Raw genomic sequence first — 16,389 nt, forward strand, 5'->3', positions numbered from 1 at the left:
TATTTTACATCAGACCTTTCCGCTTCATGGCGTCGAGCAGGATGTCCTGCACTTCCCGTTTCGACTCGCGCCGCAGCATCACGTCTTCGTCGATCGTGTCGCGCGCGATGATGTGGTAAATGAAGACGGGACGCTTGTACCCGGCCTGAATCTGGCGGGTCGGCCCGATGCGTTCGATAATCTGCTGGAACTCTTCGAGGTTCCACCAGTGACCGAAAAACGCGATGATGTTGCCACCATCCTGCAGGTTCAGGCCATGGCCGGCGCTGGCCGGGTGCGCGAATAGTACGGGGATCTTGCCGGCGTTCCAGTCGCGGATCGTCTGCGGGTTCTGGTCGAGCTGGCGCCCCTTCGGGAATGCCCGTGTAAGGCGCGCGAGATCCGACTTGAAGTGGTACGCGACGAGCACCGGCATGCCCGCGGCTTCTTCGACGATATCCTCGAGCGCGTGCAGCTTCTCGTCGTGAACGTCCTTCCAGTTGCCGGCGTCGTCGACGTATGCCGCGCCGTTCGCGAGCTGCAGGCATTTGATTGTGCGGCTCGCGGCGTTCACGGCCTCGATCTCGTGCTCGCCGATCTCCATGAACATCTTGCGTTCCATGTCCTGATACAGGCGCCGTGCGCCGCTTGGCAGGTCGACGTACACCGGGCGCACGATCGGCTGCTCGATATCGAACCAGTCGGCCGCGTCCAGCGAGATCGTGCAGTCGCGCAGCGCGGCGTGAATCTGTTCCTGGGCGTGCTCCAGCGGCTTTATCTGCCGGTAGCCCTGACCACCCGGCATGGACTGGAACCAACGCCCCTCGAAGGCCGTGAAGCTGCGCCCAAGCCGCTGACCACCGTCGACGAACCACTGCTGGCCCCACAGATCCTTCAGGCCGTTTGGCGCGGGTGTGCCGGTGAGGTTCACCCAGCGCCGCACCTTCGTGTGCGCAACCTGCGCGAGCGCGCGCCCGCGCACGCTGCCGCCCGTGCCCTTCTGGAATTCCTTGCCCTTACTGCTTTTCTGCGTCGAGATCCGCGTCGACTTCAGCTTCGTCGACTCGTCGGCAACGACCGAGCCGAACGGCCACGGGCGTGGGTTGTGCTTGAACCAGTCGACGAGCCACGGCAGGTTCTCATAGTTGATCGTCATGATCGGCGCGTCCTGCCGCAGCGCCATCGCGCGCCGGTTCGCGTCACCGATGATCGGCACGACCTCAAGCCCCGACAGGTGCTCCCACTTCGCTGCCTCGTCCGGCCAGGTGGATTGCGCCACGCGCAGCGGCGCGATCACCAGCGTCGGCTGCGTCTCGATGCCAAGGCCATATGCCGATTCGAGCACGGTCAGGGTGCTCACGGTCTTGCCGAGGCCCATGCCTGCCCACACGTTCGAACGCTCGTGCGTTGACTGGTGCTCAATAATCAGACCCTGATACTCCCACGGGGTGAAAGCGCGGCGGGTCACACTTCAATCCGCCGTGTCTGGTCGTGGAGCACGCAACGGAAGTACAGTCGCAATGCGTCGGCCAGTGTTGCGCCGAAAACGGCGCCGAAGTGGCCCATCACTATCCACCCACCACGATACGGGCGGCCGCGAGGTTTCACTGTTTGCATAGAATTTCCTGTCTAATAAGTGCTCTGCAATTGGCCGCAAACCCGCGTGGTTTGTTGCCCGTTTCTTAAGCATTGGATTAGACAGCTATGCCCGCTACGCTTTTACTGGCTTGCCTTTGGCGTTCGTTAAGCTTTCTGATTTGGGATCAGAGGGTCGAAGGTTCGAATCCTTTCGCTCCGACCACAAAAAACGCAGCAAAGACAAGGACTTACGGAATACCGCCGTAAGTCCTTTTTCTTTCCCCCTACGCATATGCCCGTCCGTTACCGTGTGGCTACCGGAAAATGGCTCGCACAAAGCCGCACGTCAGCGATCTTGACCGAACTCTAACGAAGCTGGCACTTTGTATATCGAGTGCTGGGGCGCCTGTGGCACAAGCCATTTCATTCTCGCGCGGTGATGCGGTTATCTGCTGCGATCGCGTCCATTGTGGTCATTAAACTGGCGAGGAGGTCCCCGTGATGCCGTTTCAAGTGCCCTTGGATGTTTTCGTTGCGAAGCAGGCGCGCCATAAAGCTTTTGGCGACGACGAGCGACAGCATCGTATCGCCAATCTCGTCTTCGACAGCTTGGCAGTCTTGCCGTAGCCGCTCCATTTCTCCCTCCATTTTCGCGAGGTCTTCGGTCGAGATTTCATCTTTCTTCTTCGGCTTCGCCCCGTCGACCAACGCCTCAGCCCGCGTGGCGACCAGAATCATTTCGGCGTAGGTCGCCGTGAATTTGTTTGCAGCGGCCATGATTTCAGCTGCCTCGATTTGCCGGAATGGTTTCATCTTCTTCAAGATCGAAAAGACCTTTGGGGCGGCTTGCCGGTTTTTGAGGAGTGAGACCGCCTCAGGCGCTACACCATCCAGCAAACTGGCTCGCACGCGGATACTCCGTACGTCCATGCGAAGCACTTCGGCGATCCGCTTCTCCGATGAGCCTTTTGCCAGCGCAGCCCGGATCATCTTGTGCTCTTGTACTGCCGACAGGCGGGTGATATGCCGGTTGAACGTGAAGCCTTCATCGTCGGTCGAAACCATGCAGGGCGCGGTCTCCCGACCGAGTTCTTTAAGCGCCTCAAGCCGCAACCTCCCGTCGAGCAACTCGTAGTCTCCAAGCCGACGAGGCGAGCGGAACACAGCGAGTGGCTCTATCACGCCCAACTCCGCGACGGAACCGCGGATGGTTTTGTATTTTGAGGTCGCCAAAGCACCTTTGGTCAGTTGAGAGTCCGCGATGATCCGCTCAAGGGGAATCTCGACAACCTTTGTCTCAAATCCGTGTTTGACGTTACTCATGGCATAAGCTCCGGCGGAATGCGAGAGGCGACCGCCTCGGGAATGTCCTTGATACCTTCGGCGCGCAAGAGCGTTCGGAAATGCTCATCGGCAAGAAAGCGTCTCAAAGCCGAAGTGATCAGCAGTAGCCTCTGCCCTTGCAGATTGGCGTTCTGCACGATCATCTGTTGGCGACGAACCTCATTCTTGTAGGTCCGCAGCAGTTTTTGCGGTGATGGCTTTTCTCGAGGCGCCGGGCGTCCATGCATCTTTTTGCCCGACGCTTCCCGTTTGCTCAGGATTCTCCGCACGCGCAGCAATTGCTCTCCGGTCAGCGTCTTGGACTCGTAGGCGGCAACCATTGCGGCTTGGACTTCCTCGGTCGGCGCTCGGGCGACTTCAACCGCCAGCCACAGCGGCATGACGCACTTTTCAACCGCCTGTATCAGCCGTTGCTCGCCTCTCTCCAACAATTGCAGAATCCCGTTGATGTAGCTGTCGTCCAGATTGGTTTTCTTCGCAATCTCACCGGTTGTGTAACCCTTCGCGCGAAGAACCTGCAGGCCGCTCAAAAGCTCGACGGTTGAATGCCGCCGCCGCGCGATGTTCTCAGTCAGCGTGATCAGGTAGCGGTCGATCTCATTAGCTTCGACAATGGAACAAGGGATCATCGTCTCGCCCAACGCCTTGAGCGCCTCGAGCCGCCCCTGCCCGCACAACACCTCATGCCAGTCACCCTCGGAGTCGCGGCCGCCGTGCGCGACCGTAATGGGCCGTTTGAGCCCAACCGACCCGATGTTCTCGACGAGCTGTGAGAAGAAATAGGGGTTGCGCGTCCGAGGGTTTAGCACGCGAAACCGATCAATCGGAATCAGGATAATCTGCTCGCTGCGCGAAAGTGCGGAAACGACCTTGTCGACGCGGTCATTCATAGCTGACTCCTTTGAGAGGTACCCGCCGCGCCAGATGACAAAGCACGCTCAGGTCGTCATAGCGATAGGCCTCGAATCCGAAATCGTTGTGATCGCCCAATCGGACCATGTCGGATGAGACATCGATGCTTGGCAAGAAGTAGTAGTCGCGGATCGACTTTGCGTCGAGCTCCATGCGAACCGCGATTGTGATATCGGGGCGCAGCGCGTTATCAAAGCGAATGATCCAGCGATTCGAGCCAGCCGCGGTCGATCGGCAACGGGACAGGGCGAGTGACACCTTGAATTCTTCGTTGACCCACAGCAGGCCCGACACGGCGTCTCTCTCGACCCGGGCACCTGTGTCGGTCATCGCTCGCTCGGCAAGCGAGACGACCTCGGGGTGAAGCTCCCGTAAGCGGCGGTTGATCTCGACGTAGCGATAGTCACGAGCGGGCGCGTAGCCGATCAGGTCGTAGGTTCGAAGCAAGCTCCCGAAACGGCTAGTGTAGGCGCTGCTCGAAGGACAACCCAGAGCTTCGTCGATGACGATGCCTGAAAGATAGCCGTTGCGCAGCAGCAGCTTGCGCAGCGCATTCAACATGTCGGTGTCGGTCAAGCGGTAGGAGCGAGCGAGGATAATTTGGCGAGCAGCCTCGAAAATGATTCGATCGACGATCGGCTCGAACGCGTTGTCCGCACGAATCCAAGAAGCCGGAGGATTGCGGACGCGCTCTTGTTTAAGCTTGAACGACACTCGGTTCCAAACGTTGTCGCCGACGTATTTGTCGTTGATGAGGATTTGATGGACGGTTCCCCGAGTCCACTGGGTGCCGCGGTCCGTGCGGATGGCGGCCTCGTTCAGGGCCGCAGCGATCTCGGATTCGGATCGCCCTTCCTCGACAAACTGACGATAGATGGCTCGCACGGTCGCCAGTTCGTCGGGCGGCCCCGGAACAAGGATGACCCGGTCCGTCTGGATTGCCTTTTGCTCTCCGCGTTTCAACTCGTCTTTGCGAACTCCCGATTGGTCGACGCGAACGCGGCGCAAACCATACCCGGCGGGGCCGCCTTGACGGAATCCGTTGCGGACCTGGCGGCATTGTCCGGCGTGGACTTTCACACTGAGTTCACGACTGTATTCGCCAGCCATCGTCCGCTTCACGCTCTTGATAATGCTTGAAACAGGACTACCGTCGTTCTCGAATTGCTCTGCGCAGTAGAGCACTCTCACGCCCGCGTGCTTGCAGCGGATTTCGTAGCTCGCGCTCTCGTCTGGGTCTTGGAAACGCCCCCAGCGGCTCACGTCGTAGACCAGAATCACCGAGAAATCCGCAGCTCCCGATTCTGCGTCCCTCAGCAAGGCTTTCAAGGAATCCCGACCGTCGAGGCGCAGGCCGCTTTTCCCCTCGTCGGCATAGACTCGCACGACGTCAAGGTTCCGGGTTTCTGCGAATGCCAGAATGACATCTTTCTGATTTTCGGTTGAGTATTGTTGATGCTCCGTTGACATTCGCACGTATGCCGCCGCGCGGCCTCGGCCGCCAGTGTCTTGCGGGGTTTTGTTGCGCGATGTCCGTTCCACCCTGCCTCCCGTGAAACGCGAGGGGACAGTTCCCGTCGCTGGATGCTCCCTCAGGCAGACGGGCAGGCCCCGTCTCGTTGCCTGTGTTCAGGGAATATAGTTTCGGAGGCGCGAAAAATGTTGCCGACAACACGCAAGAACTTGCATAAGGAAAAGGCAGAAATCGGCGCAGAGTATCCTCTGGCGATCGCCATTGCACTCAAAGAAGAACTCGGGGGCTCGCGTCAAACGATCAAGAAGCTCGCTCGGTGGACCGGAGCGAGCGAACGAACGGTTCAGAATTGGCTTGGCGGCGTTCGCGGTCCCAGCGGCCCTCACCTGCTGGCCTTGGCGAAGCACTCCTCGGCCGTTCACTTCGCCTACCTGTCGATGACCGGCAGAGCGGGCGACCACGCGCCCGATGTCAACGCATCAGTCAACTTGCTCAGACAGGCACTCGTCCTGCTGACCGCCCATTGCCGCTGATCTAAGCCCGCGCACTCGGTCCTGTTTCGCTCGACGCCAAAGCGTCGAAATGTGGTTGGCTCGTCCGATTAAGCATGACTTAATACGGCATAACCGACACGGTCAACAAACGTCCGATTTCTTACCTCCTGAACATCGTGCTGCACTCCGCGATGGGTCCGTGGCAGGCGGGGTCGGCGCGAATCTGTTGGGATCGGCCGGTCGCTACACCACAAGTCGACACAAACAAGGATGATCTACGGCGCCTATGGCTCGAGTCAGTGCGCAACTCCATGGAGACTGCGACAGTTGCAATGCTTCGAGCCGCGGGCCTTGAGCGCGCGTCGGCCGAATCGCGGGTGGGATGAGGACACTCCGAATAACAAATAGGGCCGAGTACGGATGCGGCTCGCGTTTGAATAGTGGGCCGCATCGGACATCACACGTTGACGGCACGTCATGTCAACGGGTTACTTACTTTTTTCCGTCCGGGTTAGTGTTCCTAGGGGGCACCTTATCGACGAGTTCCTCCAAGACCATGTGACTCTTAGGGAATGGCGGTCTCGGCGCGGAAGTAGGCGCAACTTGAGACGCATTTGTGCCCTGCTGTTGGGGCTGCTGCCGTTGGTTCGGAGAAGGAGTGCTGGTGTTGGGCTGCAAATTCGGCGTTCCCTTGTTTGACACGTTCTTTTCCTCAGCGATTTGGACTGGTTCGATGATCCGGACTGACTGTGGCTCTGCCTTCGTATGAACCGTCGAATATACAAAGCGAGGCAACGATAAAGCAAGCGGGATGAGCGACAAAACGGCGAGCCTCTGCGCTATACGAAGCTTTCGCGCTCGCCCCTGATTGACCTCGAAATTATGCTCGATGTTATTAGCGTACGCTTCTATCAAGTTAATTTTTGCCTCTTCGAGGGCCTTATCTGGTTCAGGATGCGCGCTTAGGTATGGAAGAAGCTCTGCCGGTCTCGGAATATTCGAATAGCGATGGACGCCAACAAGCGCATGTGCGACCAACCCCGCGGACGCTATCAGCAGTACGATGGCAGCAAACATCGGCAGCGAGAAGAATAGAAAATCGCCACCAAGCAAAAAGCTGCCCTTGAATTTCGTGATCAGATAGGTGGCTATACCGGCGTAAGGGGTCACCGCAACACCAAGAATGAAGCTAATTCGATCCCTGAGTTGCCCGGTAGCTTTAAACTCTGTCTCATAGGCTGAAGCAGAGTGCTCTAGGAGCCAATCGATAGTTTCCGAATTCATCGAGATGCGGATGAAGATGTGCTTCAGTTTATGCGATCACTGTCGCGTAATCGGGAACCCCGACACGTTGCTAAAAATGCCGAAACGCCTCTTTCTAGCCAACCGATAGCATTATTTTTTTCTCTCGTTGAGAGTGTTCTTCCCGGAAGACCCGGGGTCTGCGTGATCGAACGTCATGTGACTTTGAGGAAACGGCGGTCGCGCCGTGGCAGAACCAGTCTCGGTTGCTCCGTCAGCGCGCGGCTGCTGATCCTGCTTGTTGGCTGGAGTCGAGCTAGGTTGCGTTTTGTTGTTTGCGTCGTTGCTCATGGATTGTCCTAAATGGTATCGATTCGCTGTCGCGCTATCGCCAACGGCGCGCAGACGATCACCCGACGACGTCGCCAAGGCACCCCCGCGATCGGTTCCAGTCTGCTCGCAGGCTAATGTATCCGTGACCGCTAATGTTCTGATGGAGGAGGTATCTTATTTTCCAATTCAAACAGCATTCGTCGGGCAAGCAAAGCGTATCTGTCAACGGCTTCTTTCGATAACGCTGCATCCGGCTCGTGCGCGGCCTTGTTCCTAAGACGCTGCAAATGCTTCAGGACCTCGACCTGATTGCTGTCCAGCACCTCCTTTTGATGCAACTCGTTGACGATGGAAATTACAGTGCGCCGACTTTTCGAGCCGGTTGGACCAAGCGTTGTCGAGTCGTAAGATAGACGCCTGAGTTCGAGTTCAATGTCACGCCACGCTACCATGATTACCCCTGCGGGATTTGCATGGACTGCGCCGTTGTCAATCGCGACGCCAAGGTTACCAGCCAAGCCTTGAGCAGCATTTCCCACCAAGTCGACTTGAACGTCCGAGCCAAACGTGGCCTCAACTTCCGCAAGCTCTTCAGTGAAACTCGCTTCGAATCCCCCCGGAGCCTTAAACGAACGTATGTCCTTCAGCTTTGCCCGGATTTCCGACTTGAACAAATAAGCGCAGAAACCCACAGCCAGCGGCCAAGACCAAGCCGAGGCAAGCTCAGCGATGCTTTTGAACAGCGATGCTATAAATGTGAGCCAATCCACGAGGCGTGTAGAAAGAACGATTTTCACGATAATAGCGTCACATCGGTCAAAAATACAATATCGCCGCGAGTCGAGGACAGATTGCTGTGGAAATCAATCTCCCGATAAGTAACCGCCTTTATTGCACCCCAATCGTGGTAGACAACTGCGACCGTGCTCGTTGGTTGCCAGCGCCATTGATTTTCACGATTGGCGACTAATCAAGACGGTATGCACTCGGCGCACGCACGCTTCACCGTTGCCGTTCCGACACCGAACTCCTCGGCGGTCTCCTTGATACTCGCGCCGTTTTCAGCACGCCATGCCCTGATAGCTGTGTAATCGTGGGATCGTGCGCGCCCTTTGTATTTTCCTTCGGCCTTGGCGATCGCCACGCCGCGACGCTGCATCTCTGCTCGGTTGCGATAATCCGCTTCGCCCTGCGCCGCCATGAATGCCAGCACAGCATCACGCGTCGCTTTCTCGATGGGGTCCTTTGCTTTCCCATCAAAGGCCATCCCGTTCAGGGTGCATTCGACACGCACACCCAGTTCCATCAACCGGCGCATCGTGCGGTGTAGTTCGTCGTAGCGGCGGCTGATGCGGTCGAGCCAGCGCACGATGAGAACACCGCCATGCCGCAAATCGTGTTCGGCCCTACGCCACTGTTCCCGTTCGGCGGGAGCTACGTGGTAGCCGCTCACGCCCTCGTCAATGAAGACGTCCTTGTCCTGCACGCCGTGGGCTCTGGCGTCGTCGTACTGGCTCGCAGGCGACTGGCCGTCCGTGGTCGAAATCCGACCGTAATAGAGTTTGCGCATGGGTTGGGTGGATCATTTGAGTTATTGGCTCAATAATAACACAGATCAAATACACGGTTAATTCTATTGAGCCAAGCTCTGACGCTCTGGCGCATGGCTCTTTACGGTGTACCCTGTTGATCTATAGCCGAACCCGTGATTTGTTGGGTAACGCCCATTCGACTATTCCTGGCGTTCAGCGCACCGGGCACAGCGTGGTCTGGGTACGAGAACCAGCGTAGTTGTTAGCGACAGCGCCCGTGGTAGGCCGAGTTAAAGCGTGGTGCATTTCCGCTGGGATGCTGCTAGTGAGCCGCGCAAGGTTTAGAACCGGCTCCGACGGATATGCCCTCTATTCCGCAAATGCCTTCACCGCCTCATAGCGGCGCTTGCGGCGCGTCTTCTCGCGGGTAATCTGCGACAGGAAACTGCATTGCGCGCACCAGTTGCCGGACGTTATCTGCCGGGGCCGCGCCCACCATTGATGACCTCGTGCGCACTCCCATTCGAGCTTTGTCTGGTTATCAATGTAGGTATCGGACAGACACCGCCCGCCACGCTCCTCCGCAACCGCATGCATTGTTTCGATGCCGCGCCGCTGCCGGTCTTCGGTGCGACATGTCGGGCACCAGCTTCCTTTGAGAATCTCTGAGCCCCACGCCATCCATTCATGCCCTCGCTCGCACTGGAACGGATAGCGGGTCTTTATACGTTGATAACCTGACGCCTGGCATTTGCCGCCCCAACGTTCGGCGGCTTGCTGAAGTTCCGTCAACCCATCCGGTCGGCGCAACCGGTCTGCGAAGCATTGCGGGCACCATGCCTTGCGCATCACCTCCATACCGCACGTCTCCCATTCATGCCCCTGAGCGCATCGGAACTGGTATTGCGCCATCTTTCCGCTGTACATCGTGGACAGACATTCCCCGCCGCGCTCGCGGGCACGCTCCTGTATCGGGAGAAGCCCGCCTTCGGCCCATAGCTGGCGTTCGGCCCTTCTTATGTTTGAGCACGCGGGACACCAACTGCCCCCCAACGTGATAGCTGCGGTCGTCTGAAACTCATGTCCGATTGCACAAACGAACCGGTATCGGCCATTCAACCCAAGATACGACCGGGTCAGGCACTCACCGCCCGACTGAGTGGCAATATCCTGCATCCGCTTCATGACACCTTCGACCCGGCAATGTTCGCACGCGATGCGGGCAACGCGTAGCAGTTGCTGGCCGCCGCGCTCCCATTCGTGCCCTTGTGCGCATCGCAATCGATAGCGGGCGTTCTGTCCGCGCCAATCCGTGTCAAGCAAAGCTGTTCCGGCATCGACAAACTTGCGGCGAATCAAGTCCAACTGTTCGTCGCGGGAACGTTGGGCTGACAGAGCGGACGATTTCCGTTTTCGATAGTGGAGCAAAAGCAGAACGGCCTGGTAAGCGGTTGAAACGAGCCCTTCCTGCGCACGCGCGGCCTGCGTATAAGTCAATCCGCCAATCAACACAGATCGCGCCATTGCCGCGCTGCGATCAGATATCGGCCTGCCCAGTTTGCCGGGCCGTCTTGCCGCAGTGACCAGCATCTCGAATTCTTCGCGCATCAGGCTCGGCAGGTGAGCAGACCGGCGTGGCATGCTGTTTTCTCTTCTGAAATTGATCGGATTATGCGTTATGGGATAGTTCTCACCTTTCTTCGCGACAGGGGCGCTGGCTTTGAAAGGATTCGTTAAGGTTTCATTGAAGCGTACAAACATGCTTCCGGAATTGTTAATAAAAATGTCGTGTTTTATCTGTCCAGTAGAGTCGGCCAGTTTGTTTCCATTTACAAATTTTGACACGACCTCGATATGGCGTTCGCTATTGATTCCGGTAGAATCGCGCGCAGAAACAGGTAATCGATGATGCTGGGCGATTGCCTTTCATGCAATATGGATAAACGAATTTGAATTGTATGTCGCAACAGGTTTGATAACAGACCCATTGCCCGAAGACTCCGTCTTCCAGAGGCAATGATAGACGAAGTAAAAGAGGCTGCGCCACTCTGTATAGCGGCCAGGTTGTGTTTCCTGAACACGGGGTTTCCGCATGGCTTCCGAAGTGCTGGACAAAGCGCTGCGCGCCGGCTACACGCAGCTCGGCCGACTCATCAAACTCGATACGCCGCTTGGCGACGACTGGCTCGTACCGATGTACGTAAAAGGCTCGGGCCGCCTCGGGGGGAATTTCGAATTCACCGTTGATGCTGTGTCGACATATGGTGACAAGATCAAGCTCGGCGCGCTGGTGCTCAAGCCGGTCACCCTCTGGATTCAGCAGACTGACGGCAGCTATATGCCGATCCATGGTTACGTGCAGCATGCGCGTCGTCTCGGAAGTGACGGACCGCTGACTTCTTACCAGATTCAGTTTTCGTCATGGCTGAGTCTCCTCAAGCTCGGCAGCGACTGCCGTGATTGGCAGGAAATCGACGGTAGGCAGATTCTCTCCGACGTGTTCGCTAAAACCCCGCAGGCTCAGGGACAGTATCGCTTTGACCTGCGCTCACCGATCCGTTCGTATTCTCAGCGTGTCCAGTGGGAAGACGACTGGAACTTTGTCTACCGGAGCATGGAAGAGGTCGGCGTCTTTCCGCGCTTTGAGTTTGCCAAAGACGGTAAATCCCACACGGTTGTCATTACGGACGATCTGTATTTCGTGCCGCCACTGCCGCAACAGATCGTGACATTCAGTCGTTCGGCGACAAACGAGGAGTTCGACGGCCTGACTCAGTGGAGCGAGCAGCAGGATTCACAAAGCGAATCCATTACGACGAACACGTTTGACTATATGCGGCCGGATCTGCCAAAGGAAGTCAGCTCTCCCGCGTTCAATCAGGACGAACTGCCCGCGCAGGGTGAGAAATTCATTTATACCGGCGGGTACTCGTGGTCGGACAGCGACATGGGCGAACAGCAGGCGCGCATTCGCACGGAGGAAATGGCAAGCCGCTCGAAACGTTACTTCGGCGTGGGTAGCCTGCGGTGTGCGCTGCCGGGCTATTGGTATCAACTTGACGGTCACCCGGTTCACGACAGCGAGCCGGCAAATGACCGCGAAATGGCGATCATCGCCGTCGACTGGCTGATCCAGAATAACGTGCCGGGTATTGAAGCACTCGCGCAATTCCCGCGGAGCCTGCGTGCCGAAGTCGAGCAGGTGCGCACAGCGGGCGCAGGATCGACGGTTCGCCACACGGACGGCAGTACGGGATTTTTTCAGGTCGAGATCGAGGCGCAACGACGGCGCGTGCCATTCCGCAGTCCGCTCATCCATCACAAGCCCGAGATGCATCTGCAGACGGGCATCGTCGGCACGCCGGACAACGAAGAAATCTTTATCGACTCACTGAACCGCTCGAAGGTCTGGCTTTCGTGGAGTCGCAAGGGCCGCAACGAACGTGCATCGGCGTGGATACGCGCGGCGATGCCGGATGCGGGCAGCCAGCGCGGCGGACACTTCGCCTTGAGGAAGGGTGACGAAGTGCTGGTCGGCTTCGTGAATGGCGATTGCGATCGACCCGTGATCATCTCGAGGCTGCATGGGGGCGCGACGAAACCGGTGTTCCACTCGCACGGGCTGTTTTCTGGGCACCGTTCGAAGGAGTACGGGGGCGACGGGTTTAACGAATTCCTGATGGATGACGCAAGCGGACAGAACCGCATGAGCCTGTCCTCGACGAGCTATGCGACAGGTCTGCAGATGGGCTATCTGATCCAGCATACGGACAACACGCGTGGCGCATTCATCGGCACGGGCTTTGATCTGAAGTCGGGCGCTTACGGGGCGATCCGCGCCGCGCAGGGCATGGTCATTTCGACGCAGCCCGTCGCCGCACAGCCGCTGAACGTAGCGGCAACGACCGGGCAGTTGGCCGGTGCCGAGGCGGTCCTTGACACCGTCTCCAAGGCGAGCGAGACGAATCGGGGCGAGAGTCTGCAGGACGGGCATGACGCACTCAAGACCTTTACCGATTCGACCCAGCACAGCGTGGCGGCTTCGGTCGGCAAAGGTGGCCGCACGGCGGGCGGCGGCACGGGCAACGCAAACGGATTTTCGAAGCCGGTCATGGTGCTGTCGAGCCCCGAGGGCATCGCGGCGACGACACAGCAGTCCGTGCATATCACGGCCGACGAGCACGTCAACACCGTTGCCCGGAAGAACGTCATTCTTGCGGCGGGTAAGTCACTGCTCGCGAGTGTGATGGACGGCATCAGCCTGTTCGCGCAGAACCTCGGCATCAAGCTCATCGCAGGCAAAGGGAAGATCGACATCCAGGCGCTCAGCGATGCGATGAACCTGCTTGCGCAACTGGACGTGAAAGTTGAGAGCGCGACGGGACGGCTGGTCCTGACCGCAAAAGAGGAAGTGTGGCTCGGCGCAGGCGGTTCGTATATCAGCATCAAGGGCGGAGGCATCGAGAACGTCACGACCGGGCACATCCTGGAGCGCTGCGCGTCGTGGGACAAGCCGGGCGGTGCAAGTGCGACGAACCTCGATCCGTTGCAGGCAACGCCCGTCGCGACGAAGGGCGGACGCGGTCTGTCGTTTTCCGGCTGACCTCCGCCACTTGTAGACCATCTGTCATGAATCACAACGGGAACTGAATCCCATGAGCAATTCGCACCACGGCGCGCATCACCCTCACCCCGCGCATCCGCAGCAGGCTGCGACGACTCCGGCCACGCCCGCCGCACCGCCCTACAAGCCGCTGGGTTTCAGCTTTCCGTTCGCGCCAGCCGGTAAGGACGACGCAGGCGACCCGATGACGTACATGAAGGCACTCGGCAATGCGCAAAACGGCTTCTACCCACTCGGCGCAAACGGCTTGTGGCACGGCGGAGTTCACTTCGATGGAAAAACCGGCAACGCGCTGAAGCAGGACGTGGGCATCCGCGCGATTGCGGACGGTGAGGTGGTCGCGTACCGGCTCGATTCGAAATACCCCGAACTTGAATATAAGGACAAGCGTTCGGCACTGTATTCGACGGGCTTTGTGCTGGTCCGCCACAAGCTGCAGCTTCCGCCGCAACCGAAACAGGACTCGACCTCGCCGAACGCGGCCAGTGCGCCTGGCGCATCCAGCGCGGCAGCAGCCCCCGCCTCTGCAGCCAGCACGGCAAGCGCCCCGGCTGCTGCAAGCACGCCAGCTACCCCCGCGCAACCCCCAAAAGCTCCCGCCGCCGACACGCTGGTATTTTTCAGCCTGTATATGCACCTGCTGGATTGGGTCGGGTATGAACTGGCGATGGAAGCTGCCAAGGAAGCTCCCGTTGACCCAAACGCGCCGCAAATTCAGCCGATGCCGTTCTGGGAAGGCGACCGGTACTACCGGGTCGGCGCGAAGGCGAAGGACAAACAGGAGGTGCCGAAGCCGAAGCCCCTCGCGTCGGCCGCGCCCCTGACGCAACAGACGGGCAGCGACGATAGCGATCCGATCGGCGCCCTTATCCGGAATGATTTCAAATTGCCGCCGGCCGCTGGCGACACCAGCGATGCCACCGACGGATCGCCCCCACCTTCGCCCGTGTCCGGCATCCGCGTGCGCGATTCAGCCAACGGCAAGATTATCGGGCTGCTGCCGACAGGTTCGGAACTGATCGTCTCCACAACGGAAACGTCGGACAAGCCCGGTTGGGCGAAGATTGCGTCGATCAGGAGCGGCGCGCCAGTCGGGCCGGTAGCGGGTCAACCAGCGTCACCACACGTGCCGTATGGCTGGGTGTATGTCAAGGAGCTCGATGTCGTGATCGATCCGAAGCCGCTCGATCAGGTGGTGGTACTCAAGACGCCGTTTGCTGTGGCGGCGGGCACCGTAATCGGATATCTCGGCCAGTATCAGGACTACACCGATTCAAGTTCGCTGCCCCCGGGGCGCACGCATCCTATGCTGCATCTGGAAACGTTTGCCGGGCCGGACCTTCAGGGTTTCATCAGCAGGAGCCGGGAACGGGCCAGACAGTTGCCACCAGCACAGGCGTTTCTGGAAATCTCGACGGGCGCGCTGCTGGTAACGGACTTGCCCGAGCGCGACCAGACGCTGACGCAGATCGGCCTGCATCTGGTGCCGCTCGGCGATGCGCAAGGCTCATGCTGGGTTAAGGTGCAGCCGAAGACTGCGCCCGCTGCCCCGCCCGCAGCTTCGAATCATCCTCACCCCGGCAGTCATCCTGGGCATCCTCATCCTCAAACACAGCATCTCACTAACTTTGGATCACCACTATGGGTTGACGCCAGTCAGGCGAACCACGTGACAACCGGGGTCGTGAAAGGCTGGAAAGACTTTCCTTTGGCGGTCGCTAACGCAAAGGGCCCAGGCGCGGATTTTCGCGACGTGTTCCGTCGTGTCGATCTCGACAAGCTCGGCGCAGAGAACGTTGCCAAGGATGACAAAGGTCAGCACTGGTGGAACATCACGATTGGCACGAAAGACGGCGCCACTCGTCGGGGCTGGGTGTGTGAAAAGAGCCATCCGCTTACGCGTATGTGTGGTCCGTGGGACTGGCCCGGTTTTGATCTGATCGACCATAGCAGCATCAAGCCGGTCGACATGCTCAAGCGTTACCTGTATGTCACGCAGCAGTTAATCGAGGGCGAGGACAAATCGGAATTCGAGTCGAGTACGTCGCTCGTGAACGGTGGTGAACTCATCACGAGACTGGAAAAGGCCGTCGACACGAATCACGACGGCAAGATAACGGCGCAGGAATTGAGGCAGGCGCAGCAGACGCCGTGGCTCGCGGAAGCGCTTTCGCATCTGGTGGTCCGCTGCGAGAGCGAATGGGGCGGCGGCCTGGGTAAGTGGGACACTCTGTCTCCGTTGATGAAACAGTTGCTATGGCTCTGGAAAAGCGAGCTTGAGCGGATCAACAAACTGCAATGGTGGGAGCAGGTAGCGGGCGTCGAGGGCTTTCCGAAGGAGCCCACGCCGTGGCATTTCCACCCGATCGGGTTGATCGGAAATTTCAGCGCAAAACCTGTCAATCAGGTCAATGACTTTAATGAAGAAGATGCCCGAGACGCACTGCGATACATCTTCGACAAGTACGGCAGGACCATCGCGGAAACGGTCGAGCGCATGTATCGGACAGAGACGCGACATTTTCAATCGATGCAATATCGACGTTGCGGTACGGGCGGTATGGAGGTCCACGGTGATGCACCGTACTATGGCTGGTCACCGGATTTCTATGCTGAGTTACCTACCGGGACGTGGAGCGCATTCGAGGGAGCAGGGTTAAGTGGGGTCGGCGGAAACGCGCAGGTCACCGACAGGCCGAAGGTATTCGTTGTCGTGTCTTCAGTTCGAGTCGGCATGGAATTTAAGGCAAAATACATCGTTCACTACAACGGAAATTATGCAAGATGGTTTTCGACCGATGCACACGCGCAGGAAGTTTACCGGTCGACGCTGCAATCGATTTCCCCTCGAATCGTCAATTCGTTTCAATGATCAAT

The 16,389-nt window shown here is 58.5% G+C and carries 11 protein-coding genes; 3 read left to right on the top strand and 8 right to left on the bottom strand.

All coding sequences use genetic code 11. From position 1 onward, the window contains the following. Positions 1-4: 4 nt before the first annotated feature. The 4 genes from B0G83_RS12720 to B0G83_RS12735 all read right to left on the bottom strand — a co-directional run bounded on the left by B0G83_RS12720 (position 5) and on the right by B0G83_RS12735 (position 5,283). A complete protein-coding gene (locus B0G83_RS12720) occupies positions 5-1,447 on the bottom strand; it encodes a DEAD/DEAH box helicase (protein ID WP_258167879.1) in 1,443 nt (480 codons plus the stop codon). A 533-nt stretch (positions 1,448-1,980) separates the two neighbouring features. Next, entirely contained in the window at positions 1,981-2,880 is a 900-nt protein-coding gene (locus B0G83_RS12725) for a plasmid partitioning protein RepB C-terminal domain-containing protein (RefSeq protein WP_105507787.1), read from the bottom strand. Further along, on the bottom strand, positions 2,877-3,791 hold the full coding sequence (locus B0G83_RS12730; RefSeq protein WP_105507788.1) for a ParB/RepB/Spo0J family partition protein: 915 nt from the start codon (positions 3,789-3,791) through the stop codon (positions 2,877-2,879). The genes B0G83_RS12725 and B0G83_RS12730 overlap by 4 nt, the downstream gene beginning before the upstream one ends. Then, positions 3,784-5,283: a recombinase family protein gene (locus B0G83_RS12735; RefSeq protein WP_105508089.1), complete on the bottom strand. Its 1,500-nt coding sequence runs from the start codon at positions 5,281-5,283 to the stop codon at positions 3,784-3,786. Before B0G83_RS12735 ends, B0G83_RS12730 begins: the two co-directional genes overlap by 8 nt. A gap of 189 nt (positions 5,284-5,472) precedes the next feature. Between B0G83_RS12735 and B0G83_RS12740 the strand changes: the two genes are divergently transcribed. Next, a complete protein-coding gene (locus B0G83_RS12740) occupies positions 5,473-5,820 on the top strand; it encodes a hypothetical protein (RefSeq protein ID WP_181156839.1) in 348 nt (115 codons plus the stop codon). Positions 5,821-6,273: 453 nt separating this feature from the next. Here B0G83_RS12740 and B0G83_RS12745 read toward each other — a convergent pair whose 3' ends face one another. The 4 genes from B0G83_RS12745 to B0G83_RS39105 all read right to left on the bottom strand — a co-directional run bounded on the left by B0G83_RS12745 (position 6,274) and on the right by B0G83_RS39105 (position 10,733). After that, positions 6,274-7,065 carry a hypothetical protein gene (locus B0G83_RS12745; protein ID WP_105507789.1) on the bottom strand — a complete coding sequence of 264 codons (792 nt, stop codon included), beginning with the start codon at positions 7,063-7,065 and terminating at the stop codon, positions 6,274-6,276. Between the two features lie 440 nt (positions 7,066-7,505). Continuing rightward, a complete protein-coding gene (locus tag B0G83_RS12750; RefSeq protein WP_105507790.1) occupies positions 7,506-8,153 on the bottom strand; it encodes a hypothetical protein in 648 nt (215 codons plus the stop codon). 173 nt (positions 8,154-8,326) lie between these two features. Then, complete coding sequence (locus tag B0G83_RS12755; RefSeq protein WP_105507791.1) at positions 8,327-8,926, bottom strand: recombinase family protein; 600 nt, start codon at positions 8,924-8,926, stop codon at positions 8,327-8,329. A gap of 331 nt (positions 8,927-9,257) precedes the next feature. Next, positions 9,258-10,733 (bottom strand): hypothetical protein, encoded by a 1,476-nt coding sequence (locus tag B0G83_RS39105; RefSeq protein ID WP_258167881.1) that lies wholly within the window; start codon positions 10,731-10,733, stop codon positions 9,258-9,260. Between the two features lie 247 nt (positions 10,734-10,980). On the opposite strand from B0G83_RS39105, the gene B0G83_RS12765 reads away from it, so the two are divergent. Both B0G83_RS12765 and B0G83_RS12770 read left to right on the top strand, forming a co-directional pair. After that, complete coding sequence (locus tag B0G83_RS12765) at positions 10,981-13,491, top strand: type VI secretion system Vgr family protein (protein WP_105507792.1); 2,511 nt, start codon at positions 10,981-10,983, stop codon at positions 13,489-13,491. A gap of 52 nt (positions 13,492-13,543) precedes the next feature. Next, the gene (locus B0G83_RS12770) at positions 13,544-16,384 is read left to right on the top strand and encodes an EF-hand domain-containing protein (RefSeq protein WP_258167882.1); all 2,841 of its coding nucleotides are present in this window, start codon (positions 13,544-13,546) and stop codon (positions 16,382-16,384) included. The last annotated feature ends 5 nt before the right edge of the window (positions 16,385-16,389 follow it).

The organism is Paraburkholderia sp. BL21I4N1, from assembly GCF_002973525.1.
Lineage (GTDB): Bacteria > Pseudomonadota > Gammaproteobacteria > Burkholderiales > Burkholderiaceae > Paraburkholderia.

Coding starts and splice junctions, on each gene's coding strand:
- B0G83_RS12735 (WP_105508089.1), bottom strand. CDS start 5,283: ATGTCAACGGAGCATCAACAATACTCAACCGAAAATCAGAAAGATGTC.
- B0G83_RS12770 (WP_258167882.1), top strand. CDS start 13,544: ATGAGCAATTCGCACCACGGCGCGCATCACCCTCACCCCGCGCATCCG.
- B0G83_RS12755 (WP_105507791.1), bottom strand. CDS start 8,926: ATGCGCAAACTCTATTACGGTCGGATTTCGACCACGGACGGCCAGTCG.
- B0G83_RS12745 (WP_105507789.1), bottom strand. CDS start 7,065: ATGAATTCGGAAACTATCGATTGGCTCCTAGAGCACTCTGCTTCAGCC.
- B0G83_RS12740 (WP_181156839.1), top strand. CDS start 5,473: ATGTTGCCGACAACACGCAAGAACTTGCATAAGGAAAAGGCAGAAATC.
- B0G83_RS12730 (WP_105507788.1), bottom strand. CDS start 3,791: ATGAATGACCGCGTCGACAAGGTCGTTTCCGCACTTTCGCGCAGCGAG.
- B0G83_RS12725 (WP_105507787.1), bottom strand. CDS start 2,880: ATGAGTAACGTCAAACACGGATTTGAGACAAAGGTTGTCGAGATTCCC.
- B0G83_RS12765 (WP_105507792.1), top strand. CDS start 10,981: ATGGCTTCCGAAGTGCTGGACAAAGCGCTGCGCGCCGGCTACACGCAG.